Genomic DNA, 26,031 nt, shown 5'->3' on the forward strand with positions numbered 1-26,031 from the left:
TTCGGGCGACGCTAACCAGCCGGTCGCATGCGCGTCAATGGGGAGGAAGCAGTGGACTTCGAACCGAGCGCCCGGGGCGCCGAGTACCTGCACCGGCTGCAGGAGTTCATGGACGACCACGTCTACCCGGCCGAGCCGGTGTACGCGGCGCAGCGCGCCGAGCTGGCGGCCTCCGGCAAGCGCCACCACCTGCCCCCCGTCGTCGAGGAGCTCAAGGCCGAGGCCCGCCGCCGGGGGCTGTGGAACCTGTTCCTGCCCGACGTCTCCGGGCTGACCAACCTGGAGTACGCCCCGCTGGCCGAGCTGATGGGCCACTCCATCGAACTCGCTCCGGAAGCCACCAACTGCGCGGCGCCGGACACCGGCAACATGGAGATCCTGCACATGTTCGGCACCGCCGAGCAGCAGGAGCGCTGGCTGCGTCCGCTGCTCGACGGGGAGATCCGGTCGGCCTTCGCGATGACCGAGCCGGACGTCGCCTCGAGCGACGCCACCAACATCTCCACCCGCATCGAGCGCGGCGGCGACTCGTACGTCATCAACGGCCGCAAGTGGTGGACCACCGGCATCGCCGACCCGCGCTGCAAGATCATGATTGTGATGGGCAAGACCGACCCGTCGGCCGACACCCACCGGCAGCAGTCGATGATCCTGGTACCGGTGGACACCCCCGGCGTCCAGGTGCTCCGCTCGCTGCCGGTCTTCGGCTACCACGACCAGCACGGCCACGGCGAGGTGGTCTTCTCCGACGTCCGCGTGCCGGCCTCCCACCTGCTCGGCGAAGAGGGCAGCGGCTTCGCCCTCGCCCAGGCCCGGCTCGGTCCCGGCCGCATCCACCACTGCATGCGCTCGATCGGGCTGGCCGAGCGGGCGCTGAGCCTGATGGTGCGCAGGGCGGCATCGCGGGTCGCCTTCGGCCAGGAACTGGCCCGCCAGGGCGTGGTGCAGCAGCAGATCGCCGAGTCGCGGATCGCGATCGAGCAGGCCCGGCTGCTGACGCTCAAGGCGGCCTGGATGATCGACAGGTACGGCGCCAAGGCCGCCCGCACCGAGATCGCCGCCATCAAGGTGGTGGCGCCGCGGGTCGCGCTCGAGGTGCTCGACCGGGCGATCCAGGTGCACGGCGGGGCCGGGGTCTCCGACGACTTCCCCCTGGCGTCGATGTACGCCGGCGCCCGTACGCTCCGCATCGCCGACGGCCCGGACGAGGTGCACGTGCGTGACGTCGCCCGCCGCGAGATCCGCCGCCAGCTGGAGTCGCGGTGAGCGTGGCCGCGACCGAGCCGACCGCCGGGGCCGGGCGGCGGCGGGCCGCGCGCGGCTCGGCCCGGCAGCGGATCGTCGCGGCCGCCACCGAACTCTTCGCCCGGCGCGGCTACGGAGCGACCAGCGTCCAGGAGATCGTGGCCGCGGCGGAGGTCACCAAGGGGGCTCTGTACCACTGGTTCGGCTCGAAGTCCGAGCTGCTCACGAGCATCTACCGGGAGCTGCTGGCGGAGCAGACGCAGCGGCTGCGGGAGATCGCCGACGGCGACGCGCCGGTCGAGGAGCGGTTGCACGCCGCGGCCCTCGACGTCGTCGAGCACACGGCCGAGCACCTGGCCGAGCTCACCGTCTGGGCGAAGTCGGCGCACCTGCTAGACGACGAGCATGCCGAGGCCACCCGCCGGGAGCGCCGGCGCTACCACGACCTCTTCTGCGACCTGGTACGCGAAGGGCAGCAGAGCGGCGTGGTGCGCACCGACGTCTCCGCCACGGTCATCACCCACACCTTCCTCAGCGCCCTGGGCAACACGCACACCTGGTTCCGCCCGGGCGGGCCGCTGTCCTTCGCGGAGGTCGGTCACCAGCTTGTCGCGCTGTTCGTCGGCGGCCTGCGCGCCCCGGCAGGCCCGCCCTACCGGACCTGACCCAGCCGGCGACGGAGGAACTCCCGCTCGGCGGCATTGTCGGTGCGCTCGATCGCCGCGCCGTACGCCAGGCGTGCCTCGTCCGCACGGCCGAGCCGGCGCAGCAGGTCGGCGCGGACCGCGTGGAAGACGTGGTAGCCGGCCAGGTCAAGGCCGTCGACCAGGGCCAGCGCTACCGCCGCTCCGTCCACCTCGGCCACCGCGACCGACCGGTTCAGCGCCACGACCGGGCTGGGCGCGAGCACCATGAGCTGGTCGTACAGCTGGGCGATCTGACCCCAGTCGGTGTTGGCGGCGGCGGTCGCGTCGCTGTGCACGGCGTTGATCGCCGCCTGGATCTGGTACGGCCCGGGCCTGTCCCGCCGCAGGCAGCGGCGGACCAGCGCCTGCCCCTCGCCGATCAACGCGCGGTCCCACCGGCCGCGGTCCTGTTCAGCCAGCGGCACCAGGCTGCCGTCGGAAGCGACGCGGGCCGGCCGGCGGGCCTCGGTGAGCAGCATCAGCGCGAGCAGCCCGAGCACCTCCGGTTCGTCCGGCATGAGCTCGGCCAGCAGCCGGCCCAGCCGAATCGCCTCGGCGCACAGCTCGTCCCGGACCAGCCGCTCCCCCGAACTCGCGGTGTGCCCCTCATTGAAGACCAGGTAGACCACGGCCAGCACCGCCCGGAGGCGGTCGGGCAGGTCCGCGTCGCGCGGCACCCGGTACGGGATCCCGGCGTCCCGGATCTTGGCCTTGGCCCGGACCAGCCGCTGCGCCATCGTCGGCTCCGGCACGAGGAAGGCGCGGGCGATCTCGGCGGTGCTCAGGCCGCCGAGCAGCCGCAGGGTCAGCGCGACCCGGGCGCCGGCGCTCAGCGCCGGGTGGCAGCAGGTGAAGATCAGGCGGAGCCGGTCATCGGGCACTGGTCCCTCCTCGGCCGGTGCGTCGCGGTCGTACAGCAGGGCGGCCTGCGCGTGCCGGTCGGCCCGGGACGCCTCGCGGCGCAGCCGGTCGATCGCCCGGTTCCGGGCGGTGGTGATGATCCATCCGGCCGGGCTGGGCGGCAGGCCGTCGGTCGGCCAATGGTCGACCGCCGCGGCGAAGGCGTCCTGGACCGCCTCCTCGGCGAGGTCGATGTCGCCGAGGACGCGGACCAGGACGGCGACCGCGCGGCCGTACTCCGCGCGGAACACCTGTTCGACGTCGGTCAGATCGGTCACGCCTCGCCCTGGAAGGGGCGCACCTCGATCGGCAGGGTGGTCGCCAGGGCGTACCGGCGGCCCCACTCCAGGGCGGCGTCCAGATCCGGGGCGGTGATGATGGTGAAGCCGCCGAGGTACTCCTTGCCCTCGATGTAGGGCCCGTCGGTGACCAGCACCTCGTCCCCCTTGGCCCGCAGCACCGTCGCCGTCTCCGGCGCGTGCAGCCCGTTGCCGAAGACCCAGGACCCGGCCTCGACCAGGTCGCGGCGGATGGCGTCGATCTCCCGCATCACCCCGGCCAGGAACTCCGGGTCGGGCATCCCCTGGCCGGCCGGCTGGTACATGCTGATCAGGTACTGCTTCATGCGTTCCTCCTCGCCCCGGGGGCCGGCCCACTGCCGGCCCCTTCACCCTCCATACGAACGGGATGCCCCCGGATCGACACGCCGGCCGGGGATTTTCCCGCAGGCTGGGGGTCCGCGCCGCGCGGGCGGCCTGGCTGGCGCCAGCACCGGCGGCGTGCTCTCCGTCCTGCTCGCGTCCTGGGCGCTGGCCCGCTACGGCCTGCTCTACTTCGGGCTCGGACGTCCTGTGTGGTCGATGCCCCCGCGTAACGTCGTCGTCCAAAGGGTCTCGCTGCTGCTGCGACAGGTGGCCCGCAAGTCGCAACGAGGGGACCGCGGCGGACCAACCCTTCGGCTCACCGGCGAGGGCTGTGGCGGGCGGGGAGGGAAGTAGATCGGTTTCCGACCCTGACCTTTTCACCGATGGCTCTACGTACACCGAATTTTATGTTCGGTGAGCGACTCGGCGCCGTCCGCGCGCCGGGAGGGGGGTCAACGCATGTTACGAGCACGTTCGCAGGTGGCCGTGGTAACCGCCGTTGCCATGGCGCTGGTGTTGCCGGGCGCGGCGCCCGCCTCGGCGGCAACGGTGTCGGACCCGATCATCGACGGACTGGCCGGGCCGCTGCAGCTGGCCGTGGGAAGTGACGGGACGATCTACGTCTCCCAGTCCTTCGCCGGGAAGCTGACCGCGGTGGGGTGGAAGGGTGCGACAGAGGTCGTGTCGACGCCCGGCGCGGAGATTGCGGGTGTCGCCGCAGAGGGGCGCGGAACGGTGACCTTCACGACCAGCGGTGAGACCGAGGATGGATTGTTCGCGCAGGTGAAACGCGTCCTAGCGAACGGAAAGGTACGCCCAGTCGCCGACGTCGGTAGTTACGAGGCAACCGTCAACCCGGACCAGGTCAACAGCTACGGCTTCCACGGACTCACACCCGAGTGCGCGGCGCAGGTGCCCGCGGAAATCGGCGCCGATCCCTATCTCGGGATCGTCGAGTCGCACCCGTACTCTGTCGCGATCCTGCCCGACGGGTCACGCGTCGTCGCTGACGCGGCAGGCAACGACGTCGTCCGGGTCGCACCCGACGGCACAATCAGCACCGTCGCCGTGCTGCCGCCCGCACCATCCGTCATCACCGCCGAGCTGGCTGCCGGCGTGGGGCTGCCCGAGTGCACCGTCGGAAAGACCTACAACTTCGAACCCGTGCCCACCGACGTCGAGCTCGGTCGGGACGGTCTGCTCTACGTGTCGAGCCTCCCCGGCGGCCCGGAGGACCCGAGCTTCGGCGCCCGCGGCGCGGTCTACTCGGTGAACCTGGCAACGGGCACGGTCACCCGGATCGCCAGTGGCTTCCTCGGCGCGACGAACCTCGCGGTCGGTCCCGACGGCACCATTTATGTCGCAGAGCTGTTCGGCGGCCGCATCTCCACCGTCTCCGGGGCTGGTGCGAAGCCTCTCGCCGACGTGCCGTTCCCGGCCGCCGTCGAGTGGGCAAACGGGAAGCTGTACGCGACGACCGACGTGTTCGGGAACGGGTCGGTCGTGACCATTACGCCCTGACCGCCGCGCGGCCGCCCACGCGGCTCGTCGCCCAGCGGCCCGCGTTCAATCTCTCCTGCACCGGAACGACAACGGCCGGCTCCGAAGTAGATCGGGAGCCGGCCGTTGTCGTTTCCTCGGTAGCTGTGCTCGACTGGTGGGCCACCTCACAGGGATGATCTTCAATACATCTATTGAAGTTAATCTTCGCCTCGTGTCTTAATACTGACAGTTCCCTTCGTCACTCCCGCCGCCCCGAGCGGCAACCCCAGGGAGGAAAGATGAACCGTCCCCTGCGATCGGCGCTGCGGGCCGCCGCGGCCGGCCTGCTCGCCGCGGTCACCCTGGCCGCCTCGGCCACCCTCGGCACGACGCCGGCCAGCGCCGCCCCGGCCGGCCTGCCCGGCATGGACGTCTCCAGCTACCAGGGCAACGTCAACTGGTCCGCGGCCTGGAACAACGGCGCCCGGTTCGCGTACGTCAAGGCCACCGAGGGCACGGGCTACACCAACCCGTACTTCGCCCAGCAGTACAACGGCTCCTACAACGTCGGGATGATCCGGGGCTCGTACCACTTCGCCCTGCCCGACCGGTCCAGCGGCGCCACCCAGGCCAACTACTTCGTCGACCACGGTGGCGGATGGTCCAAGGACGGCAAGACCCTGCCGGGCGCCCTCGACATCGAGTACAACCCGTACGGCTCGACCTGCTACGGCCTGACGCAGAGCGGCATGCGCAGCTGGATCACGTCGTTCGTCAACCAGTACTACGCCCGTACCGGCCGGTGGGCGACCATCTACACCACCACCGACTGGTGGACCACCTGCACGGGCAACTACAGCGGCTTCGCCGCGAACAACCCGCTCTGGATCGCCCGGTACTCCAGCACCGTCGGGACCCTGCCGGCCGGCTGGTCGACGTACTCCTTCTGGCAGTGGGCCTCCTCCGGCACCTTCCCTGGCGACCAGGACGTGTGGAACGGCACCTGGGACCGGCTCAAGGTGCTGGCCTGCAACGGACCCTGCTGACCACCACCGGTGGCGGGCCGCCCGGCCCACCACCGGATCGCCCCTTCGAGGAGGCCCCGATGTCCGTCCCCGTACCCCGGCGGGCCGTGCTGCGCGGCGCCGTCCTGCTCGGCGCCGCCGCCGGCGTCACCGCACTCGGTCAACTCGGCGGCGACCGCCATGCCCGGGCCGTGACCACCCGGGTCGACCAGCCGGTCATCGCCAACTGCGCGACCTGGGGCGCCCGGCCGCCGAAGTCGTCGGTCAGCGTGGTGCAGAGCCGGCCGAACAAGATCATCATCCACCACACGGCGTTCCCGAACTCGACCGACTACAGCCTGGCCCACGCCTACGCCAACTCCCGCGACATCCAGAACCTGCACATGGACACCAACGGCTGGATCGACTCCGGGCAGCACTTCACCAACAGCCGCGGCGGGTACCTCACCGAGGGCCGGCACGGCAGCCTCTACGCGCTGCTGCACGGGCAGACCATGGTGCAGGGCGCGCACTGCGTCGGGCAGAACACGCAGGCCATCGGCATCGAGAACGAGGGCACCTACCTCGACGTGCAGCCGCCGCAGGCGCTCTGGGACAGCCTGGTGGTCTTCTGCGCGTTCACCTGCCAGCAGTACGCCATCCCGGCCAGCGAGATCTACGGGCACAAGGACTTCAACAGCACCCAGTGCCCGGGGCTGCTGCACGACCGGCTGCCGGAGTTGCGCAGCGCGGTCGCCGCCCGGCTTGGCTGAGAGCCGGCCGGAAGCGCGCCGGCGGGGTCGTGCCCCGCCGGCGCCTCAACGCATGTGTACCGGTGGCTTATATAAGCTGAGTCTGATAGAAAAGGCTGGTGCACGCCTTCGACGTCCTCGGGGATCCGGTCCGCCGCCGGATCCTGGAGTTGCTCGCCGGCGGTGAGCAGACCGCCGGCAGGATCTGCGCGGCGGTTCAGGAGGAGTTCGGCATCTCCCAACCGGCCGTGTCGCAGCACCTGAAGGTGCTGCGGGACAACGGCTTCGCGACCGTACGACCCGAGGGCACCCGCCGCCTCTACGCGGTGGACCCGCAGCCGCTGCACCAGGTCGACGCCTGGCTCGACCACTTCCGCCGGTTCTGGACCCCGCCGCTGGAGGCGCTCGCCACCGAGCTGGCGCGGGGCCGGCGGGAGCGCCGGCTGCGCGAGGGCAACCCTGATGAGAGGAAAGCACCATGATCGACGTGATCGGGCAGATCAGCTCCGTGGAGCGCACCGTCGGCAGCCGTACGCTGCCCGCCGGGGAGGCGCGCGTGATGACCATCAGTCAGACGTACGGCGCGCCGCTGGAGGACGTCTGGGACGCCTGCACCAGCGCGGACCGCATCCCGCGCTGGTTCCTGCCCATCTCCGGTGACCTACGCCTGCACGGCCGCTACCAGCTCGAGGGGAACGCAAGCGGCACCATCGAACGCTGCGACCCGCCGCACAGCTTCGCCGCCACCTGGGAGTATGGCGACGAGGCGAGCTGGATCGAGGTGCGGCTCAGCCCGGCCGGCGAGGGCCGTACCCGGTTCGAGCTGGAGCACGTCGCGCACGTCGACGACCAGCGCTGGGCCGAGTTCGGCCCCGGCGCCGTCGGCGTCGGCTGGGACATGGGCCTGCTCGGCCTGGCCTCGCACCTCGCGGGCGACGGCAGCGGGGTCGACCCGGCGCAGGCCGCCGCGTGGATGGGCTCCGACGAAGGCCGCCAGTTCATGACGCTGAGCAGCGAGCGCTGGGGCGAGGCGAGCGTGGCGGCAGGCACCCCGGCCGACGAGGCCCGGGCGGCGGCAGACCGCACGACCGCCGCGTACACCGGAGTCCCGGCGTCCTGACGGCGCGGGTTCCCTGGACCCTCGCGCCGCGCGTCGGTCGATCATGGAGATGTGGCGCCTGTTCTGAGGTCGTGCGCGGCTTTCAGGAGGGACCACGACTCCATGATCGGCGCGGCGGGGCGGGGGTCGCCCGGGGGACGGTCATCCGGCCGGTGGCGGGTCGGCGTGGAACTCGTGGACGACCTCGATCCGGCGGCTAACCCACGCCGAGCGGCGGCCGGGCGGGTAACGTGCTGCGGCGTGACCAGCGTTCCGTACTCGCACTGCTCGTACTGCGGAGCGGCCTACCCGGCGGCCGCCGGCTGGCCGCGGGTCTGCGCGGTCTGCGGCGGGACGGTCTGGCGCAACCCGCTGCCCGTCGCGGTGGCGGTGCTGCCGGTCCGCAGCGCCACCGGCCTGGGCGTGGTGGTGGTCCGCCGGGACATCGAGCCGGCCCGCGGCCAGCTCGCCCTCCCCGGCGGCTTCATCGAGTACGGCGAGGAGTGGTCCGACGCGCTGGTCCGGGAGCTGCGCGAGGAGACCGGCCTGTTGGCCGACGCCGGGGAGGCGCGCCTCTTCGCGGTGCACAGCGCGCCCGCCGGCGGCACCATGATGGTCTTCGGGTTGCTGCCCGAGCGGCAGGTCGAGGACCTGCCTCCGTCGGCGCCGACGGAGGAGGCGACCGAGTGGCTGGTGCTCACCGAGCCGATCGAGCTGGCCTTCTCCACCCACACCCGGGTGCTGGCCGACTTCCTCGCCAGCCAGCGGGCGGGCTGAACGACCCCGCCACCGGACCGTGGTCGCCCGCCTCCCTGGCTCGCGGACATCTCCTATTGCCGGCGGCACGACGGCGAGGGCCTGACGGGTGAGCGACGTCGCGCCCGACCATGTGGCGGCCCGTCGCGCGCCACGGCGAAGCGCTGCTTGTCGTTGCCGGCCATCACGACGTCCAGTTGAGACCGGAGGCAGCGTCGATCAGGCCGGCCCGTCGGCCGCCTCCGCCAGGTAGCCGGCGGCCTGGAGGTCGAACAGTTCCCGATAGAGGCCGCGGGCGGCGACGAGCCGCTGCCACTGGCCGCCGGAGAGATCCTGGCCGTTCTTGAACTCCCGGTCGAGCAGGGTGTCGTAGCCGTACGGCAGGCCGATGATCATGTCGTGACCTGGCGTCCTCGACCGGGTCGTCCTCGTCGGACGGATGGCGGGGACCGAGCACCGTCGCCATGGAGCCTCCTCACCGGCGCGGGTGTCCACGGACCTCGAAGCTTACGGTCCGCGACCGAATGCCGTCCCGGCGTGAGCGACGTGTCGAACAGCTGTCCCAACCGCGTGTCGCCGAACGCCGCCCCGGGACCGTCCAAAGGGTGGGCGATGTCCGGTCGCGTCGCGCCGGCCTCCCCCGGGTGGCAGGCTGGTGGAGTCGCCGGCGGCGGGCGCGACCAGGGCCCGCTGAGAGTCCCGTCGTGAAGGAGAGGATCTGTGGACGTCACCACCACGGACGAATGGCAGGCCCTGTGCAAGCACGCCGAGCAGATACGCGGCACCCACCTGCGGGACCTGTTCGCCGCCGACGGGCAGCGGGGTGAGCGGCTCACCGGCGAGGTCGCCGACCTGTACGTCGACTACAGCAAGAACCTGGTCACGGACGAGACGCTGGGCCTGCTCACCGCCCTCGCCGACCGGGTACGGCTGACCGACCGGATCGCCGCGATGTTCTCCGGCCAGCACATCAACTCCACCGAGGACCGGGCCGTCCTGCACACCGCCCTGCGCCTGCCCCGCGACGCGAAACTGGTGGTGGACGGGCAGGACGTGGTCGCCGACGTGCACCGCGTGCTGGACCGGATGTCCGCCTTCGCCGAGCGGGTCCGGTCGGGCACCTGGCGGGGGCACACCGGCGAGCGGATCACCACCGTGGTCAACATCGGCATCGGCGGGTCCGACCTCGGACCGATGATGGCGTACGAGGCGTTGAAGGCGTACCGGGGCGCCGGGATCACCTGCCGGTTCGTGTCCAACATCGACCCGACCGACATCCACGACAAGACGACCGACCTGGACCCGGCCAGCACACTGTTCATCGTGGTCTCCAAGACGTTCTCCACCCAGGAGACCCTGGCCAACGCCAACCAGGCGCGGCGCTGGCTGCTCGCCGCCCTCGACGCCGACGAGTCGGCGGTCGCCCGGCACTTCGTCGCGGTCAGCACCAACGAGCAGCGGGTCCGCGACTTCGGCATCGACCCGGAGAACATGTTCGGCTTCTGGGACTGGGTGGGCGGCCGGTACTCACTGCCGTCGGCGGTCGGATTGTCGGTCATGCTGGCGATCGGGCCGGAGCGGTTCCGGGAGATGCTGGCCGGCTACCACGCCGTCGACGAGCACTTCCGGACCACGCCGGTCGAGCGGAACATTCCGGCGCTGCTGGGCCTGCTCAACGTCTGGTACACCGACTTCCTCGACGCGCAGACCCACGCGGTGCTGCCGTACTCGCAGTACCTGCACCGGTTCCCGGCGTACCTGCAGCAGCTCACCATGGAGAGCAACGGCAAGTCGGTGGCCCTCGACGGCAAGCCGGTGGGCTACCGGACCGGGGAGATCTTCTGGGGTGAGCCCGGCACCAACGGGCAGCACGCCTTCTACCAGCTCATCCACCAGGGCACGCTGCTGATCCCGGCCGACTTCATCGCCTTCAGCCGACCCAACCACGACCTCGGCGACATGCACGACCTGTTCATGTCGAACTTCTTCGCGCAGACCGCCGCGCTGGCCTTCGGGCGTACCCGAGAGCAGGTCGAGGCGGAGGGCACCGCCCCCGACGTGGTGCCGCACCGGGTGATGCCGGGGAACCACCCGACCACCTCGATCATCGCCCCGAAGCTCACCCCGTCCACCCTGGGCCAGCTGATCGCCCTCTACGAGCACATCGTCTTCACCGAGGGCACGGTCTGGAACATCAACCCGTTCGACCAGTGGGGCGTCGAGCTGGGCAAGGTGATGGCCAACCAGCTCGCACCGCTGCTCACCGACGCCCGCCCGGACCTCGGCCAGCTGGACTCCTCCACCGCCTCGCTGATCGGGCGCTACCGGAAGCAGCGCGACCGGGACTGACGTCATTGGCGCGGCGCTGCTCCGGTCATCCGGTCACCGCCGCGCCGACAGCTCGCGGGGTCAGCCCCGGAGCAGGTCGGCGTGGGCGGCGCGCAGCCGGGCCAGCGCGGGATCGCCGGCGGGCACGCGCCGGTCCAGCTCGGCCCAGACCTCGGCGAGGGCGTCGGTGACCGCTCGCAGCTCGGCCGCGTGCCGCCGGCTGCTCTGCCGGTGCAACTCCTCGAGGCGACGGGCCCAGCCGGCGGTGACCGCGGCGACCCGATCGGCGTCGGCCCGCGCCTGGGCCGCCGAGCGGGCGGCCGAGGCGGGCACGATCACGGCGACCGGCCGCGGGTCGCCGTCACGGGTGACCACGGTGACGGTGTCGGTCAGCTCGGCCAGGGCGACGATCTGGGTGAGCCGGGTGCGGACCTCGCGCAGCGGCAGGGCACGCGGCCGGTCGGTGCGGTGGGCAACGGCGGGGGCAGCCATGGACAGATGTTGACGTCCGGGTACGACAGAACCTCGGCGGGATGGTCAGCGTGGGCGCACCCCGGCGTTCAGCTCCGCGCGCAGCTCGTCGCCGCCCTCGCCGGTCAGCGCCGCCGCCGGTGCTCCCGTAGGGCGGGCGAACGGGCGGTCAGATGATGAAGTGGGTCCAGTAGGTCAGCCACACCACGAAGAGGGCGCCCTGGAGAAGCGCCAGCGCCGCGGTCAGCCAGGTGTCGACCGTCGCCCGGCGGGCCCAACGCGCCAGCACCAGGCCGACCGGGAACGCGGCGATCAGGTATCGCAGCAGGCTCCGGTAGACCGGTGGGCCGATCGACAGCGGGACCAGCACCACGATCACGGTGTAGACCAGATAGGGCAGCTCGGCCCACCGGAGGCCGCACACCACGATCACCAGCACGGCGACCGCGAACCAGACCCGTACGGCGTCGCCGGGCGAGCCGCGGGTCAGCCCGTCGAGGATCACCGTCAGCGGGTTCTGCACGCTGATCCCCCAGCCCCTCTCCTGGGCGTGCTTGTACGCGTACCAGTCGCCGCTCTGCCACCTGCAGAAGGCCATGAAGGTCAGCCAGCCGGCCGGTACGAGCACCAATGGCCAGCCGACCCGCAGGTAGCGCCCGAGCGCCCGGGGGCCGAGGCGGTAACCGTGCTGGCGCAGCAGGACCAGGGCGAGCGGGACCACCACCAGGAAGCCGACCGAGCGGCTCAGCGCCAGGAGATAGCCGACGATCCCGACCAGGAGCCAACGCCGCTGCTCGGCGTACCAGAAGGCGGCCAGGGCGAGGCAGACGAAGACCGACTCGGTCAGCGCCGCCTGGAACAGGAAGGCGGCCGGCAGGAGCAGCAGGTACCGGGTGAACCGGCGGCCCGCCGCCGGGTCGTCCCGGGCGAGCGCCTCGCCGCCGCCCTGCTCGCCCGTGCCGCGCAGCCGACCGCGGTCCCCGGTGGCGAGCAGCCGACCGCCGAGCTGGTGGGCGTAGTAGAGCTGGAGCACCAGGGCGACGTTGCTGACCAGCAGCAGCGCCCACGCGGTGTGCCCGCCGAGCAGCGGCGCGAACGGCCGGGCCAGGAGCGGGTAGAGCAGCGGGAAGGCGAAGTTCCGCCACGGTTCGTCCAGCGGCATCCGGGCCAGGTGGTCGTAGAGGAAGGAGTCCCAGGCGAACCAGAGGGAGATCCACCGGTGCGGGGAGACCTCGTGCTGCTGGATGCGCATCGTCGTCTCGACCGCGGGCGGCGCGCCTCGCACGTTGTCCCAGGCGCTCAGCGCGATCACGCCGACCAGGCTGAGCACGACCTTCGACCCGACGAAGACCGCGAGCACGAAGCCCCACGGGGCGGGCACCCGGTCGGCGAGCCGGGACGCGGCGCGGGCCACCGGCCGCAGCCGGCCGCGCCGGCCCGGGCGCTCCGCGCCCGTGGCGGGAGCGCCGGCCGCGCCAGCCTGCCGCTCGTCCGCCATCCGTCCCCCACCGATCGCCCCGCCCGCGACCGCCCGCGGACCGCGAACCGTCCCCGGCATCCCCGTCCGGTGCCCGTTGACACCTGACCGGCTGCTCGGGTACCGACGACCCTGACCGGCACCTTCGTACCGATGACAGGACGGTGTCCGCCGGCGGGACGCGCGAGGCCGGCCGCCTGGGCCAGGCGTCCGCGAGGATGACGGACGCTGCCCGGCGGGTCCGCGCTCGGCCGGGGCAGCGGCGAGAATCGCCGCACGGAAAGGTGAGATCGGGCGCAGGCCGGGTAAGGGCGCTGCCGCATCGACAGGCCGGCGGCGGGGGGCTCGGCAGCATGGGCGACAGGAACGGCACCGTGATCATCGGTGCGGGGCCGGCGGGGCTGACCGCGGCGCACGAGCTGCTCCGGCACGGCGAGCCGGTCCGCGTGTTCGAGGCCGACGACGTGGTGGGCGGGATCAGCCGCACGGTCGAGCGGGACGGCTGGCGCTTCGACATCGGCGGGCACCGGTTCTTCACCAAGGTCTCCCGCGTCGAGGCCTTCTGGCACGAGATCCTGGCCGACGAGGACTTCCTGCTCCGGCCGCGGATGAGCCGGATCTACTACCGGGGCGCGCTCTACGACTACCCGCTCAACGCCGGGAACGCGCTGCGCAACCTGGGCATCCTGGAGGCGGTGCGCTGCGTCGGCTCGTACGGACGGGCGCGGCTGCGACCGCCGAAGGACCAGTCGCACTTCGAGGGCTGGGTGTCGGCCCGGTTCGGCTGGCGGCTCTACTCGATTTTCTTCAAGACGTACACGGAGAAGGTCTGGGGGATGCCGGCCGACCAGCTGCAGGCCGACTGGGCCGCACAGCGGATCAAGAACCTGTCGCTCGCCAAGGCGGTGCGGGGCGCGCTGCTGCCCCGGCGCAACCGCACGGACGTGACCAGCCTGATCGAGGAGTTCCAGTACCCCAGATTCGGTCCCGGGATGATGTGGGAACGGTGCGCCGAGCAGGTCGAGAAGCTGGGCGGGCCGGTGCGCACCGGCATCCCGGTGACCGCGGTGCACCGGGACCCGGCGGCCCGGCGGGCCACCGGCGTCACGGTGGCCGACGCCGGCGGGGAACGGATCGAGCCGGCCGACCACGTGATCTCCTCCATGCCGATCTCCACACTGGTGCGCGCGCTGCGGCCGGCCGCCCCGCCCGAAGTGGTCGCCGCCGCCGACGATCTGCGCTACCGGGACTTCCTGACCGTCGCGCTGGTCGTCCCGGAGGAGTTCTCCTTTCCGGACAACTGGATCTACGTGCACGACCCGGCCGCACGAGTGGGGCGGATCCAGAACTTCGGCTCCTGGTCGCCTCACCTGGTCAAGGACGGCCGTACCTGCCTGGGCCTGGAGTACTTCGTCTTCGAGGACGACGAGATGTGGCGTACCCCGGACGACGACCTGATCGCGCTCGCCACCGCGGAGCTGCAGCGGCTCGGCCTGGTCCGGCCCGGCTGCGTGGAGGCCGGCTACGTGGTACGGATGCCGAAGGCCTACCCGGTGTACGACGAGCGGTACCAGGACAACGTCGACGTGATCCGGGACTGGCTGACCCACGAGGTGCCCAACGTGCACCCGGTGGGGCGCAACGGCATGCACCGTTACAACAACCAGGACCACTCGATGCTGACCGCGATGCTGACCGCCGACAACATCGTCCACGGCACCGGCCACGACGTCTGGACGGTCAACGTGGAGCAGGACTACCACGAGGAGAAGTCGTCCGGCGACGGCCGGCACGGCACCGGCCGGGACGCACCGATCATTCCCGCCCGCCCGGTCGGCCAGGACGTCGAGTACCGCGGGATCGGCACGGTCCGGGCGGCCCGGGATGCGGGGGCACCGCGGCCGTGACGGGTCCGCAGCACCGAGCGGTAAGGCACGCCGCGTGAGCGTGGTCATAACGGCTGGACGACCGGGGCGGCCCTGCTGCTAGCCTTCTCGGCAGGTCATGAGCGCCAGCGTCAAGCCCCGGCTTGCTGGCCGGCAACCCTCCTCCGCGGTGGGGTGCCCCGGGTGAGGACCAGGCACCGGCAGGACGCCGGTGCAAGCGTGGCCTGGTACCCAGGTCATCACCGACCAGAGGGAACCATGTCTGCTCACTTCCGCACCCCGCCCGCCGATCGCGTCGCGTACCCGGCCGGTTTCCTGCTGGTCAAGCGGCGGCACGTCGATCTGATGCGGGTGTGCAGCGACGCCTGTCGCCGCGCCGACGCGCGCTGAGCGCCACACCCCCTTTTTCTCGAACCACCCACCCGGCTCGTCCGCCTTGGGCGCGCCGTCGGCGGCGTGCGCCCGCGCCGCCATCTGACCCTGGAGACACCTGTGCGATTTCTTCCCGCCCTGACCCGCGTCGCGGCGCTCGGCGCCGCCGCCGTCCTCGCCGCCACCGGCCTCACCGCCTGCGGTGACGACGCCTCCACCAGCAAGGCCGACAACCCGTACGACCTGCTCCAGGCCGGTGTGCTGCGGGCCGGCACGCTGACCGACGCCCCGCCGAACGTCTACCTGAAGGACGGCAAGTTCACCGGCTTCGACAACGACCTGCTCACCGCGGTCGCCGCCAAGGTCGGCCTGAAGGTGGAGTTCGTCGGCACCGACTTCTCCGCGCTGCTGTCGCAGGTCAACAACCACAAGTTCGACGTGGGCAGCTCGTCCATCACCATCACTGAGGCGCGGAAGAAGACCGTCGACTTCGGCAACGGGTACGACTTCGGCTACTTCGGCCTCGACGTGCCCGCCGGCTCCTCGATCACCAGCTTCGACCAGCTCTCCGGCAAGCGGGTGGTGGTCGTGCAGGGCACCGTGCAGGACGACTACGCCACGCGCGAGAACCTCAACCCGGTGCGGGTGCCCGACTACAACGGCGCGATCAACCAGCTCAAGGCCGGCACCGCCGACGCCTGGATCGCCCCGGCCGAGATCGGCGACAAGTCGGCGGCCGACAGCGGCGGCAAGGTCAGGGTGGCCGCCAAGCAGCTCAGCCCGGCCCCGACGGCGTACGCGGTGGCCAAGGGGAACGACGCGCTGCGCGAGGCGCTGAACAAGGGCCTCGACGAGGTGATCAAGGATGGCACCTGGAGCCGCCTCCAGGCGCAGTACTACCCGGGCCGCCCGATCCCGGCCGACTTCAAGCCGGGCAGCGGCACGGTCGCCGTCCCGGCGGGGCCGTCGGCCGCGCCGTCGGCGTCGGCCTCCTCCTGACAGTACGGAACAACGAGCGAGCAGGGCGGTAGGAGAAGCGACTGATGGATCCGTTGCGCACCCTCTGGGAGACCTTCTTCGACCGGGACTCCATGCGGCAGGCGCTGCCGGAGATGCTGACGGTCGGGTTGCCCAACACGCTGATCCTGGCGATCTCCGCCGCCCTGCTCGGTTCGGTGCTGGGCATGCTGCTGGCTGTCGCCGGCATCTCGCGTACCCGCTGGTTGCGGTGGCCGGCGCGGGTCTACACCGACGTTTTCCGCGGCCTGCCGGCCGCGGCGACCATCCTGCTGATCGGCGTGGGCCTGGCGCCACTGGGGATGGAGGTGTGGGGGCCGAACCCCTATCCACTGGGGATCCTGGCGCTGTCGCTGATCGCCGCCGCCTACATCGGCGAGATCTTCCGCTCCGGCATCCAGAGCGTCGAGGCGGCCCAGATGGAGGGTGCCCGGGCGCTGGGCTTCTCCTGGGGCGAGGCGATGCGGCTGGTCATCATCCCGCAGGGCGTACGCCGGATCCTGCCGGCCTGGGTCAACCAGCTGATCGCCCTGATCAAGGACTCCAGCCTGGTCTACTTCCTCGGTCTGGTGGCCAGCCAGCGGGAGCTGTTCCGGATCGGGCAGGACCATGCGGCCACCACCGGCAACGAGTCGGCGCTGCTGCTGGCCGGCCTCTTCTACCTCGCGTTGACCATCCCGCTGACCCACGCGGTCAACGCGATCGATCGCCGACTGCGCCAGGGCCGCGCCACCGCCGCGCCCGGCGACGAGGAGGACGACGCCGGCCTGGCGCTGGCCGGGGAGACCGTGCTGCCCACGACCGGACGAAAGGACCCGCGATGAGCACCAACACCGCCACCTCGGTCAGTCTCGGCGTCCGCGACGTCCACCTCGCGTTCGGCGAAAACCGGGTGCTGCGCGGCGTCGACCTGGACGTGGCTCGGGGCGGGACCGCCTGCGTGATCGGCCCGTCCGGCTCCGGGAAGTCGACCCTGCTGCGCACCATCAACCGGCTCATCGAGCCGGACCGCGGGGACGTGCTGCTGGACGGCCGCAGCGTGCTGCGCGACGACCCGGACGCCCTGCGTCAGCGGGTCGGAATGGTCTTCCAGCAGTTCAACCTCTTCCCGCACATGACCGTGCTGCGCAACATCACCCTGGCGCTGCGGCGGCTGAAGAAGCTGTCCGAGGACGAGGCGGTGCAGGTCGCGCGTGCCCAACTGGAGCTGGTCGGGCTGGCCGACAAGACCGACGCGCGGCCGGCGCACCTCTCCGGCGGCCAGCAGCAGCGGGTGGCGATCGCCCGCGCCCTGGCCCTGCAACCGCAGGTGATGCTCTTCGACGAGGCAACCTCCGCGCTGGACCCGGAGCTGGTCAAGGGCGTGCTCGGCGTGATGGCCGACCTCTCCGCCGCGGGCATGACCATGGTGGTGGTCACCCACGAGATGGGCTTCGCCCGCGAGGTCGCCGACACGGTGGCCTTCATGGACCGCGGCGTCGTGCTCGAGGCCGGCGAGCCGGCCGCCATCTTCGAGTCACCGGAGCACCCCCGGCTGCGCCGCTTCCTCTCCCAGGTGCTCTGACCCGGCTTGAGTCGGATGGTTCGGTGCCCGGTGGGTGGGGCGGTCACCGGGCGGCGACGGGTGGCATCGCCGTTCGGACCAGCGCGCCTGGCGTCCGGATCAGGGCTCCGGGCAGCGGTCGGAGAGGGCGTACCGGGTCAGCACGACGTCGCCGATCTGGCGGACCTCCAGCACCCGCGCCCGCCGACCAGGGTGCCAGGGGAATCGCCCGTCCCCCACGAAGCGCGGGGCCCGGCAGTCGCCGACGAAGAACGGCGCCACCACCAGATGCAGCTCGTCGGCGAGGCCGGCGGTGAGGAACTGGGCGTGCACGCTGCCGCCGCCCTCCACCATCAGCCGCCGTACGCCCCGGGTGGCGAGATCGGTCAGCACCGCGCGCGGGGTGACCGGCTCTCCCACGTCGACCACGGTCGCCACCTCGGCGAGGTGTTCCCGGGTCTTCTCGAGCACGGCGGTCGGGCAGTAGACCAGCTTCGCTCCGTCGCCCATGGTGAAGAAGCGGGCCGTCGGGTCGAGGTCACCGGTGCCGGTGAGGGTGACCTTCGCCGGTGACGGCGGCAGGCCGCGAGCCACCCGGTCGGCGCGGCGCCAGTCGGAGCGCACCAGCAGCCGCGGGTCGTCCCGCCGGACGGTCCCGGCGCCGACCAGGATGGCGTCGCAGCCGGCGCGGACCGCGTCGATCCGGTCGAGGTCCTCGGCATTGGAGAGCAGCAGCCGCTGCGCCGACGCGTCGTCGATGTAGCCGTCGATCGACATCGCGCAGCTGAGCAGGACATACGGCCGCTCAGTCATGGACGAGCGGGAGGTCGAGGGCATGGTCCCCACGGCTGGCCTTCGCCGCCAGGTAGCCGGCGTTGGCCGGGGAGAGGTGTACGGCGGTGGACACCCGGTCGGTCACCGTCACGCCGAGCCGCTCAAGCTGGGCGGCCTTGTCCGGGTTGTTGCTGAGCAGGGCGACCCGGGACACCCCCAGGGCGGCCAGCATCTGCACCGCCGCGGTGTAGTTGCGTTCGTCGGCGCCGCGGCCCAGCGCCAGGTTCGCCTCGTAGGTGTCCAGCCCGGCGTCCTGCAGGGCGTACGCGTCGAGCTTGGCGTACAGGCCGATGCCGCGGCCCTCCTGCCGCAGGTAGAGCAGGAACCCGCCGGTGTCAACGATGCGCTCGACCGCCTCCCGCAGCTGCGGGCCGCAGTCGCAGCGCTGGCTGCCGAAGACGTCCCCGGTCAGGCACTCACTGTGCGGGCGGACCAGGGGCGGGGGCCCGCCGGCGGCCTGCCCGTCCACCGTCGACGCCCAGTCGCCGAGGCCTAACGCCAGATGCTCCCGGCCGTCCACCAAGCCGTGGAAGGAGAAGACCCGGGCGGTGGTGGCGTACCCGTCGGGGAACCGCAGCGGGACCGTGACCTGGGTCCGGACCGTCGCGACCGGCAAGGCTTCGTCCATCGGTCTCCTTCGTCCCGCGCTGCCGCGGCAGCGCACACCTCGCTCCACCGTAGGCGTGATCAGCGATGGACACCGGACGGAGGAAGGCGGAGCCGCCGCAGCAGCAGCACGGCGGCACCGGGCAGGCTCGAGACGAGCACCAGCGCCCCGTACACCATCGCGGCCCCGACGCCCTGCGCGGCGGTCAGGCCGGCGGCGGCGAACGCCCAGGCCGCCATCCCCTCGCGCGGCCCGAAACCGGCAACGTTGGCCGGCAGCCCCATGGCCAGCAGCGCCAGCAACGTCAGCGGCACCAGCCGGGACAGCGGCGCGTCGGCGCCCGCCGTGCGCGCCGCGACCACGAAGGTCGCCAGGTGACCGGCCACCACCACGGCGGAGGCCACCACCACGCCGAGCCAGGTACGCCGGGCGAGCAACCCGGCGCGGACGTCGGCCACGGCGGTGCGCACCGCCCGGGCCCACCGGGACGGCCCGGACCGGGGCACCGCCCGGGCCAGCAGGACCAGCCCGAGGCCGGCGACCAGCAGCGCGGCGGTGACCGCCGGCAGGTACGGCCGGACCGGGGACGGCAGCGCCAGCAGGACGACCACCGCGATGACGAGCTGGACCACCTGCCCGGCGGTGCGTTCCCATACCACCGCGCGGATGCCCCGGCCGATGTCGCCGGCGTCCCGGCCGTGCCGCACGGCGCGGTGCACGTCGCCGAGCACCCCGCCGGGAAGCGTCGAGTTCAGAAACACCGCGCGGTAGCAGTGCGCCACCGCGGTCGTCATCGGCAACCGCACCCCGAGGCCGTCGGCGATCAGCGCCCACCGCCAGGCGCAGCAGACGGTGGTGACCAGGCCGATGCCGAGCGCCGCGGCGAGCGCCGGGCCGTCGATCAGGCGCAGCCCGGTGAGGAACGGCCCGGTGCCCAGCCACCAGACCAGGGCGGCGAGCACGCCGAGGCCGCCGAGCGTGCGGACCCAGGCCCACAGCGAGCGGGCCGGGGCCGAGGGCGCGGCCGGGCCCGCCGGGAGCGCGGCGGGTGGTGCGACGGTCGCGTGTGACAAGCATCCTCCCTGACCGTACGTCCACCTGGTGTCACGTGCCGGGGCGCCGGCCGGTTCACCCGCCGGCGAACAGATCGGCGTGCTGCAGCACGACCCGCAGCCGACCGTCCGCCGCCTCGGCCAGCCGTCGCCGCCGGTACGCCCCGGCCGGGCCGGCCAGCTCCGGCCGCTGCTCGCAGGCCGCGTCGAGCCAACCGGTCAACCACTCGACGGTCAGCGCCGCCTGGTCCGGGCCGAGCCGCCACGGGCTGGGCCGGACCTGGACGTCGATCCCCCGCCGGGTGAACGCGGCCACGGTGGCGGCCACGGCGTCCGGCCCGAGCAGGGCGCGCCCGTCGACGGTCCGCCGCTGGTGCGCGTTGAACGCTGCGGCGAACTCCGCGTCGAGCGGGTCGGCCGGGGTGAACGCGACCCGGCCGACCACCGAGATCATGAAGAGCGTCGGGCGATCGGCACAGGCTGCCACCACCCGCTCGACCTCCCCGGCGGTCAGCATGTCGAGCAGCGCCGAGGCGGTGACCAGGTCGGCGTCGGCCAGGTCGGCGTCGGTCAGCCGGGTGATGTCGGACCGCCGGACCTCGACCGTAACCTTGCTGCCGTCGGCGGCGCCGTCCACCAGGTCGGTCGCTGCGCGCTCCAGCAGGTAGGGGTCCCGGTCGTACAGGATCCAGTGCTGCGGGCCGGGCAGCCGCGGCGCCAGCCAGCGCACCATCGAGCCGGTGCCGGTGCCCAGGTCGTGGACGACCAGCGGCCGGTCGCCGGTCAGCCGACGGCGGGCCGCGTCGACCAGTTCGACGGACCTGGCCGCGGCGTCGGCGGGCTCCCGCAGCCGCAGCCAGTCCGCGAAGTCGAGGGGGGTGGTCATGCCGCCGTCGCCTCCTTCAGCGCCGCCGACAGGCGGCTCGAGGTGACCGCCCAGTCGGTGAGGGTGCCGCGTCGGTCGCGGGCCGACCGGCGCAGCCGGGCCCGCAGCCCGGGGTCGGTGAGCCAGCGCCGCAGTCCGCCGGCCAGCGCCTCCGGATCGGCGGGCGGCACCAGCAGGCCCGGCCGGCTGCCGTCCGGCGCGTGGCCGAGCGCCTCGGGCAGCCCGCCCGCGTCAGTGCCCAGCACCGGTACGCCCCGGGCCAGCGCCTCGGTGACCACCATCCCGTACGTCTCCCCGCGCGAGGGGAGCACCAGCAGGTCGGCCCCGGCGTACGCGGCGGCCAGCGCCTCGCCGGTACGCGGGCCGAGCAGCCGCACCCGGTCGGCGAGGCCGGACTCGGCGAGCTGCCGGCGCAGCCGATCGACGAACCCGGGGTCCCGGGCCAGCGTGCCCACCCAGTGACACGTCCAGGGCAGATCGGCGACCCGGGCCAGGGCCGTGGCCAGCACGTCGTGCCCCTTCTGCGGGGTGACGGCCGCGACGCAGAGCAGCGCCGTGCCGGCCGCCGAGCCGGCGCCGACGGGCGCCGGGTCCACGCCGGGCGTGGCGGTCCAGACGCGCTCGGCGGGGAGCGCGTACCGGTCGAGCAGCCGGCGCCGGGTCCACTCGCTGGTGGCGACCACGCCGACGGCGACCGCCAGCGCATCCCCCTCGGCGTCGGTCTCCAGGGGCATGTGCACCAGGACCACCAGGCGCAGCCGGCGGGACTGCGGCGCCAGCACCTCCGGCACGGCGGAGGCGACCAGGCCGTCGAGCAGGACCACGGCGCGGTCGGGCAGCGCCGCGAGCACCCGGGCCGACGCGGCCCGCTCCCCCGCGCCCGGTCGCGGCCAGCCGCCCGGCACGGGGTGCTCGCGTACGGTCCAGCCGGCCCCGCCCAGCCCTCGGCAGATCCTGCGGTCGTAGCCGTTGCCGCCGCTGGGCGTGGCCGGGTCGTCGATGTCGCCCGGCAGCACCACGTGCACGACCCTCATCCGCTACAGCGACCGCTCGTAGCTCGCCCAGGCGACGTGCGACTCGTGCAGCGTGACGGTGATCCCGGCCAGGTCGCGTGCGCCCTCGCCCAGCCGCCCCGCGTGCACCCGCTCGGCGAGGCGGTCGGCGACCGTCCGGGCCAGCACCTCGGTGGTGGTGTTCACCCCGGCGAAGGTGGGCTCGTCGTCGAGGTTGCGGTAGGTGAGCTCGCCGAGGACGGCCTTGAGCTGCTCGGTGGCCAGGCCGATGTCGACCACGATCCCGTCGGCGTCGAGGTCCGGCCGGCGGAAGTTGGCGTCGACGACGAAGGTGGCGCCGTGCAGCCGCTGCGCGGGGCCGAAGACCTCGCCCCGGAAGCTGTGGGCGATCATCATGTGGTCACGGACGGTCACGCTGAACACGGATCACTCCCCGTCGTAGGTGATGAGGTGGCAGAGCGCGGGCAGCCGGCCCGAGCTGAGTCGGTCGAGCACGTCGGGCAGCTCCGCGAAGCGGGAGGCGCCGGTGATCAGCGCGTCGAACGCCGGGTCGGCGAGCAGTTCCAGGGCGAGCGCCAGCCGGTCCGGGAAGCTCCGGCTGGCCCGACGGGCCGGCGACACCGTGCCGACCTGGCTGCTGCGGATGCTCAGCCGCCCCGAGTGGAACGCCCCGCCCAGGGTGAGCGTCACCGGGCGGTCGCCGTACCAGCTCAGCTCCAGGACGGTGCCCTCCGGGGCGAGCAGGTCCAGCGAGCGTTGCAGGCCTTCGGCGGTGGCGCTGGCGTGCACCACGAGGTCGCGCCCGTCGGCGGCCTCCGCCGGCAGCGCGAACTCGACCCCGAGCGCGGTGGCCACCCCGGCGCGGGCGGGGTCGGCGTCGACGAGCTGCACCCGTACGCCGGGGAAGCGGGCGAGGAGGGCGGCGACACAGCAGCCGACCATGCCGGCGCCGACCACGGTGACCCGGTCGCCGACCAGCGGCGGGGCGTCCCAGAGCGCGTTCACCGCGGTCTCCACCGTCCCGGCCAGCACCGCCCGGGCCGCCGGCACGCCGTCCGGCACGGGAACCACCGCCTCGGCCGGCACGACGTACCCGGTCTGGTGCGGGTGCAGGCAGAAGACGGTACGCCCGCGCAGCCCGTCCGGCCCCTGCTCGACCACGCCGACGGAGAGGTAGCCGTACTTGACCGGGGCCGGGAAGTCGCCCTCCTGGAACGGGGCACGCATGGTGGCGTACTGGTCGGCGGGGACCTTGCCGGTGAAGACCAGGGTCTCGGTGCCCCGGCTGACGCCGGAGAAGCGGGTGCGGACGAGGACCTCGCCCCGGCCGGGAGTGGGCAGCGTCATGGACCGGATCTCGCCCTCGCCCGGGGCGCGGAGCCAGAAGGCGCGGGCGTCGCGGGTCACGAACTTTCCTCTTTTCCACATCCGGACCGAACCGGACCGCCGTGTTTCGCGTGTTGACTGGCAGGGTTGTCGATCATAGACACGGAGGCGGGGTGTCCAGGGTTCGAAGTGGCCCGGTGGTCGGGCTGATTCTCCAGGTCGTCCTGCTGGCCGGGCTCGCCGGCACGGTGGGCCTCGGCCCGGCGGGCTGGCTGGCCGGGCTCGCGTACGGCGGGGTCCTGTGCGGCCTGCTGCTGCGTGGTCTACGGCGGGCGGACGCGGGCGGGCTGGGCCCGGCCAACCGGGTGACCCTGACCCGGGCCATCCTGGTCGGCGGTGTGCTGGCACTGACGGTGGACGCGTGGGGGCGGCCGGCGCCGGTGGCGGTGCTGGCCCCGCTGACCGCCGTGGCGCTGGCGCTCGACGCGGTCGACGGCCGGGCGGCCCGGCGCACCCGCACCGAGAGCGCCCTCGGCGCCCGCTTCGACATGGAGGTCGACGCGTTCCTCCTCCTGGTGCTCAGCGCCCACCTCGCCCCGTCCGTCGGCGGCTGGGTGCTGGCCATCGGCGCGATGCGGTACGCCTTCGTCGCCGCGAGCTGGCCGCTGCCCTGGTTGCGCCGGTCGCTGCCGCCGCGGTACTGGCGCAAGGTCGCCGCCGCGACGCAGGGGGTCGTGCTGGCCGTCGCCATGGCCGGCGTGCTGCCCCGGACGGTCAACGCCGTACTGGTGGCGGGGGCGCTGGCGATGCTGGTCGAGTCGTTCGGCCACGACGTCGCCTGGCTGTGGCGGCACCGCCCGGCCCGGCTCGCCGCCGCCGAGCGCGCCGCCGCCGAGCGCGCCGCCGCCCGGCCGATGCCGAAGATGCTCTCGTGACCGGGGACGACCCGCGGCCCGAGGAGGGGCCGTCCCGGGGCCGCCGGCTCCTGCCGGGCGTGGGAACGGTGCTCGCCGGGCTGCTGGTGCTGGCCGCCCTCGTGGTGCCCGACCAGCTCAGCCGGCTCACCCCGGGGGCGTTCCTGCGGATCCCGGTGGAGGGGCTGGTCGCTCTCGCGCTCCTGCTCGTGCTCCCCGCCCGGGTACGCCGACCGGTGGCCGCGCTGCTCGGTCTGGCCCTCGGTCTGCTGACCGTCCTCAAGCTCCTCGACATGGGCTTCTTCGTGGCCCGGGACCGGCCGTTCGACGTGCTGCTGGACTGGGCGCTGCTCGACGACGGCTTCGCGTTCCTCACCGACTCGGTCGGCCGGGCCGGCACGGTCGCCGCCACTGGCGGAGTCCTGCTCCTCGCCGCCGCCCTGCTCGTCCTGGTGACGCTCTCGGTGCTCCGGCTGGCCCGGCTCCCGGTGCGGCACCGCGCCGCCACCGTCCGAGCCGTCGCCGCGCTGGCGGTGCTCTGGCTCGGCTGCGCCGTGTTCGGGGTACGCCTCGCCCCCGGCGTGCCGGTCGCCGACGGGGAGGCGACCGCCCTGGTCGCGAGTCACCTACGGCAGGTGCACGCCGGCCTGACCGACCGGGAGGCGTTCGCCGGTGAGGCGGCCACCGACGCCTTCCGGGACGTCCCCGGCGACCGGCTGCTGACCGGCCTGCGCGGCAAGGACGTGCTGGTCACCTTCGTGGAGAGCTACGGCCGGGACGCGGTCGAGGACCCCGAGTTCGCGCCGCAGGTCGGCGCGGTGCTCGACGACGGCTACCGCCGGCTGCGGGCCGCCGGCTACGACGCCCGCAGCGGTTTCCTCACCTCGCCGACGTCCGGCGGTGGTAGCTGGCTGGCGCACGCCACGCTGCTCTCCGGGCTCTGGATCGACAACGACCAGCGCCACCACGACCTGCTGGCCGGCGACCGGCTGACCCTCAACGGCGCCTTCCACCGGGCCGGCTGGCAGACGGTGGGCGTGATGCCCGCCGCCACCCAGCCGTGGCCGGAGGGGAGGTTCTTCGGCTACGACCGCTACTACGACGCCGAGAGGCTCGCCTATCGCGGCCCCAAGTTCAGCTACGCCCCGATGCCCGACCAGTACACGCTCGCCACCTTCCAGCGGCTGGAGCGGGCGCGGCCGCACGCCCCGCTGATGGCCGAGATCCCGCTGGTCTCCAGCCACTCGCCGTGGTCGCCCATCCCCAAGCCGGTGGACTGGGACGCCGTCGGGGACGGCTCGATCTTCCACCAGGCGTCCACCAGCACGGGCGGCACACGGGATGTGGTGCAGCGGGACAACGCCCAGGTCCGCGCCGACTACCGGCGCTCCATCGAGTACACGCTGGGCACCCTGATCTCCTACCTGCAGACCTACGGCGGGGACGACCTGGTGCTGGTCTTCCTGGGCGACCACCAGCCCACGCCGGCGGTCACCGGCGAGGGCGCCGGCCGGGACGTGCCGATCACCATCGTCGCGCACGACCCCGCCGTGCTGGACCGGATCGCCGGCTGGGGCTGGCAGGAGGGTCTGCGCCCCGGGCCGCGGGCCCCGGTCTGGCGGATGGACACCTTCCGGGACCGGTTCCTCACCGCGTTCGGCCCGCAGCCCGGGGCCGCTCGGTGACGTCCGCCCGCTTCCCGGCGCCGCCGGGTGACGTCGCTCAGGCCGCTTCCCG

General features: G+C 73.1%; 27 protein-coding genes, 1 pseudogene and 1 riboswitch. Of the genes and pseudogenes, 16 read left to right on the forward strand and 12 right to left on the reverse strand.

Annotation, left to right across the window (positions count from 1 at the left end; all coding sequences use genetic code 11):
- Positions 1 to 51 precede the first annotated feature (51 nt).
- Both GA0070624_RS23870 and GA0070624_RS23875 read left to right on the forward strand, forming a co-directional pair.
- Complete coding sequence (locus GA0070624_RS23870) at positions 52 to 1,266, forward strand: acyl-CoA dehydrogenase family protein (protein WP_091344791.1); 1,215 nt, start codon at positions 52 to 54, stop codon at positions 1,264 to 1,266.
- Positions 1,263 to 1,910 (forward strand): TetR/AcrR family transcriptional regulator, encoded by a 648-nt coding sequence (locus GA0070624_RS23875; RefSeq protein WP_218105272.1) that lies wholly within the window; start codon positions 1,263 to 1,265, stop codon positions 1,908 to 1,910. Before GA0070624_RS23870 ends, GA0070624_RS23875 begins: the two co-directional genes overlap by 4 nt.
- On the opposite strand, the gene GA0070624_RS23880 is transcribed toward GA0070624_RS23875, so the two are convergent.
- Both GA0070624_RS23880 and GA0070624_RS23885 read right to left on the reverse strand, forming a co-directional pair.
- Positions 1,898 to 3,100 carry an RNA polymerase sigma factor gene (locus GA0070624_RS23880; RefSeq protein WP_091349656.1) on the reverse strand — a complete coding sequence of 401 codons (1,203 nt, stop codon included), beginning with the start codon at positions 3,098 to 3,100 and terminating at the stop codon, positions 1,898 to 1,900. The genes GA0070624_RS23875 and GA0070624_RS23880 overlap by 13 nt on opposite strands.
- Positions 3,101 to 3,105: 5 nt before the next feature.
- Positions 3,106 to 3,456 (reverse strand): YciI family protein, encoded by a 351-nt coding sequence (locus GA0070624_RS23885; protein ID WP_091344793.1) that lies wholly within the window; start codon positions 3,454 to 3,456, stop codon positions 3,106 to 3,108.
- Positions 3,457 to 3,610: 154 nt separating this feature from the next.
- On the opposite strand from GA0070624_RS23885, the gene GA0070624_RS34250 reads away from it, so the two are divergent.
- From GA0070624_RS34250 to GA0070624_RS23915, 7 genes are all read left to right on the forward strand, one after another.
- Positions 3,611 to 3,829: a hypothetical protein gene (locus tag GA0070624_RS34250; RefSeq protein WP_141715151.1), complete on the forward strand. Its 219-nt coding sequence runs from the start codon at positions 3,611 to 3,613 to the stop codon at positions 3,827 to 3,829.
- Positions 3,830 to 3,889: 60 nt separating this feature from the next.
- A complete protein-coding gene (locus tag GA0070624_RS23890; RefSeq protein ID WP_141715152.1) occupies positions 3,890 to 4,996 on the forward strand; it encodes a ScyD/ScyE family protein in 1,107 nt (368 codons plus the stop codon).
- A 260-nt stretch (positions 4,997 to 5,256) separates the two neighbouring features.
- Positions 5,257 to 6,003, forward strand: coding sequence for a lysozyme (locus tag GA0070624_RS23895; RefSeq protein WP_091344797.1), 747 nt, complete (start codon positions 5,257 to 5,259; stop codon positions 6,001 to 6,003).
- A gap of 59 nt (positions 6,004 to 6,062) precedes the next feature.
- Complete coding sequence (locus GA0070624_RS23900) at positions 6,063 to 6,734, forward strand: peptidoglycan recognition protein family protein (RefSeq protein WP_091344799.1); 672 nt, start codon at positions 6,063 to 6,065, stop codon at positions 6,732 to 6,734.
- Positions 6,735 to 6,832: 98 nt separating this feature from the next.
- Positions 6,833 to 7,195 (forward strand): ArsR/SmtB family transcription factor, encoded by a 363-nt coding sequence (locus tag GA0070624_RS23905; RefSeq protein WP_091344801.1) that lies wholly within the window; start codon positions 6,833 to 6,835, stop codon positions 7,193 to 7,195.
- Positions 7,192 to 7,833 (forward strand): SRPBCC family protein, encoded by a 642-nt coding sequence (locus tag GA0070624_RS23910; RefSeq protein ID WP_091344804.1) that lies wholly within the window; start codon positions 7,192 to 7,194, stop codon positions 7,831 to 7,833. The genes GA0070624_RS23905 and GA0070624_RS23910 overlap by 4 nt, the downstream gene beginning before the upstream one ends.
- A 240-nt stretch (positions 7,834 to 8,073) precedes the next feature.
- On the forward strand, positions 8,074 to 8,589 hold the full coding sequence (locus GA0070624_RS23915; protein WP_245718952.1) for an NUDIX domain-containing protein: 516 nt from the start codon (positions 8,074 to 8,076) through the stop codon (positions 8,587 to 8,589).
- Positions 8,590 to 8,787: 198 nt separating this feature from the next.
- Here the strand turns inward: GA0070624_RS23915 and GA0070624_RS34960 are convergent, their stop codons facing one another.
- A complete protein-coding gene (locus GA0070624_RS34960; RefSeq protein WP_176731532.1) occupies positions 8,788 to 8,964 on the reverse strand; it encodes a hypothetical protein in 177 nt (58 codons plus the stop codon).
- A gap of 324 nt (positions 8,965 to 9,288) precedes the next feature.
- On the opposite strand from GA0070624_RS34960, the gene pgi reads away from it, so the two are divergent.
- A complete protein-coding gene (gene pgi, locus GA0070624_RS23925) occupies positions 9,289 to 10,917 on the forward strand; it encodes a glucose-6-phosphate isomerase (protein WP_091344811.1) in 1,629 nt (542 codons plus the stop codon).
- 60 nt (positions 10,918 to 10,977) lie between these two features.
- On the opposite strand, the gene GA0070624_RS23930 is transcribed toward pgi, so the two are convergent.
- Both GA0070624_RS23930 and GA0070624_RS23935 read right to left on the reverse strand, forming a co-directional pair.
- A complete protein-coding gene (locus GA0070624_RS23930) occupies positions 10,978 to 11,388 on the reverse strand; it encodes a hypothetical protein (RefSeq protein ID WP_091344813.1) in 411 nt (136 codons plus the stop codon).
- Between the two features lie 148 nt (positions 11,389 to 11,536).
- Positions 11,537 to 12,865 carry a hypothetical protein gene (locus tag GA0070624_RS23935; protein ID WP_245718953.1) on the reverse strand — a complete coding sequence of 443 codons (1,329 nt, stop codon included), beginning with the start codon at positions 12,863 to 12,865 and terminating at the stop codon, positions 11,537 to 11,539.
- A gap of 332 nt (positions 12,866 to 13,197) precedes the next feature.
- Between GA0070624_RS23935 and GA0070624_RS23940 the strand changes: the two genes are divergently transcribed.
- From GA0070624_RS23940 to GA0070624_RS23955, 5 genes are all read left to right on the forward strand, one after another.
- Complete coding sequence (locus tag GA0070624_RS23940) at positions 13,198 to 14,751, forward strand: NAD(P)/FAD-dependent oxidoreductase (RefSeq protein WP_091344815.1); 1,554 nt, start codon at positions 13,198 to 13,200, stop codon at positions 14,749 to 14,751.
- A gap of 93 nt (positions 14,752 to 14,844) precedes the next feature.
- Positions 14,845 to 14,956, forward strand: a riboswitch (SAM riboswitch).
- A gap of 32 nt (positions 14,957 to 14,988) precedes the next feature.
- Positions 14,989 to 15,120: a hypothetical protein gene (locus tag GA0070624_RS36490; protein ID WP_281181003.1), complete on the forward strand. Its 132-nt coding sequence runs from the start codon at positions 14,989 to 14,991 to the stop codon at positions 15,118 to 15,120.
- Between the two features lie 102 nt (positions 15,121 to 15,222).
- Positions 15,223 to 16,101 (forward strand): ABC transporter substrate-binding protein, encoded by an 879-nt coding sequence (locus GA0070624_RS23945; protein WP_091344817.1) that lies wholly within the window; start codon positions 15,223 to 15,225, stop codon positions 16,099 to 16,101.
- Positions 16,102 to 16,145: 44 nt separating this feature from the next.
- On the forward strand, positions 16,146 to 16,943 hold the full coding sequence (locus tag GA0070624_RS23950; protein ID WP_091344819.1) for an amino acid ABC transporter permease: 798 nt from the start codon (positions 16,146 to 16,148) through the stop codon (positions 16,941 to 16,943).
- On the forward strand, positions 16,940 to 17,683 hold the full coding sequence (locus GA0070624_RS23955; protein WP_091344821.1) for an amino acid ABC transporter ATP-binding protein: 744 nt from the start codon (positions 16,940 to 16,942) through the stop codon (positions 17,681 to 17,683). The genes GA0070624_RS23950 and GA0070624_RS23955 overlap by 4 nt, the downstream gene beginning before the upstream one ends.
- A 99-nt stretch (positions 17,684 to 17,782) precedes the next feature.
- Here the strand turns inward: GA0070624_RS23955 and GA0070624_RS23960 are convergent, their stop codons facing one another.
- Genes GA0070624_RS23960 through GA0070624_RS23990 form a run of 7 tightly spaced genes read right to left on the reverse strand, consistent with a single transcriptional unit; the run spans position 17,783 to position 23,461 of the window.
- Positions 17,783 to 18,475 (reverse strand): RibD family protein, encoded by a 693-nt coding sequence (locus tag GA0070624_RS23960; RefSeq protein ID WP_091344823.1) that lies wholly within the window; start codon positions 18,473 to 18,475, stop codon positions 17,783 to 17,785.
- Positions 18,468 to 19,124 (reverse strand): GTP cyclohydrolase II, encoded by a 657-nt coding sequence (locus tag GA0070624_RS23965; RefSeq protein ID WP_091344825.1) that lies wholly within the window; start codon positions 19,122 to 19,124, stop codon positions 18,468 to 18,470. Before GA0070624_RS23965 ends, GA0070624_RS23960 begins: the two co-directional genes overlap by 8 nt.
- Before the next feature lie 59 nt (positions 19,125 to 19,183).
- Entirely contained in the window at positions 19,184 to 20,176 is a 993-nt protein-coding gene (locus GA0070624_RS23970; protein ID WP_091344828.1) for a lysylphosphatidylglycerol synthase domain-containing protein, read from the reverse strand.
- A gap of 55 nt (positions 20,177 to 20,231) precedes the next feature.
- Entirely contained in the window at positions 20,232 to 21,041 is an 810-nt protein-coding gene (locus tag GA0070624_RS23975) for a methyltransferase domain-containing protein (protein WP_091344830.1), read from the reverse strand.
- Positions 21,038 to 22,075, reverse strand: a complete 1,038-nt coding sequence (locus GA0070624_RS23980; RefSeq protein WP_091344832.1) for a glycosyltransferase family 4 protein — start codon at positions 22,073 to 22,075, stop codon at positions 21,038 to 21,040. The genes GA0070624_RS23975 and GA0070624_RS23980 overlap by 4 nt, the downstream gene beginning before the upstream one ends.
- Positions 22,076 to 22,078: 3 nt before the next feature.
- On the reverse strand, positions 22,079 to 22,477 hold the full coding sequence (locus tag GA0070624_RS23985; protein WP_091344834.1) for a 6-pyruvoyl trahydropterin synthase family protein: 399 nt from the start codon (positions 22,475 to 22,477) through the stop codon (positions 22,079 to 22,081).
- Positions 22,478 to 22,480: 3 nt separating this feature from the next.
- Positions 22,481 to 23,461, reverse strand: coding sequence for a zinc-dependent alcohol dehydrogenase (locus GA0070624_RS23990; protein WP_091344836.1), 981 nt, complete (start codon positions 23,459 to 23,461; stop codon positions 22,481 to 22,483).
- 50 nt (positions 23,462 to 23,511) lie between these two features.
- Between GA0070624_RS23990 and GA0070624_RS24000 the strand changes: the two are divergent.
- A pseudogene (locus GA0070624_RS24000) lies at positions 23,512 to 25,979 on the forward strand (CDP-alcohol phosphatidyltransferase family protein).
- Positions 25,980 to 26,031: the final 52 nt, after the last annotated feature.

The organism is Micromonospora rhizosphaerae (genome assembly GCF_900091465.1).
In the GTDB taxonomy this organism is placed as follows: Bacteria; Actinomycetota; Actinomycetes; order Mycobacteriales; family Micromonosporaceae; genus Micromonospora; species Micromonospora rhizosphaerae.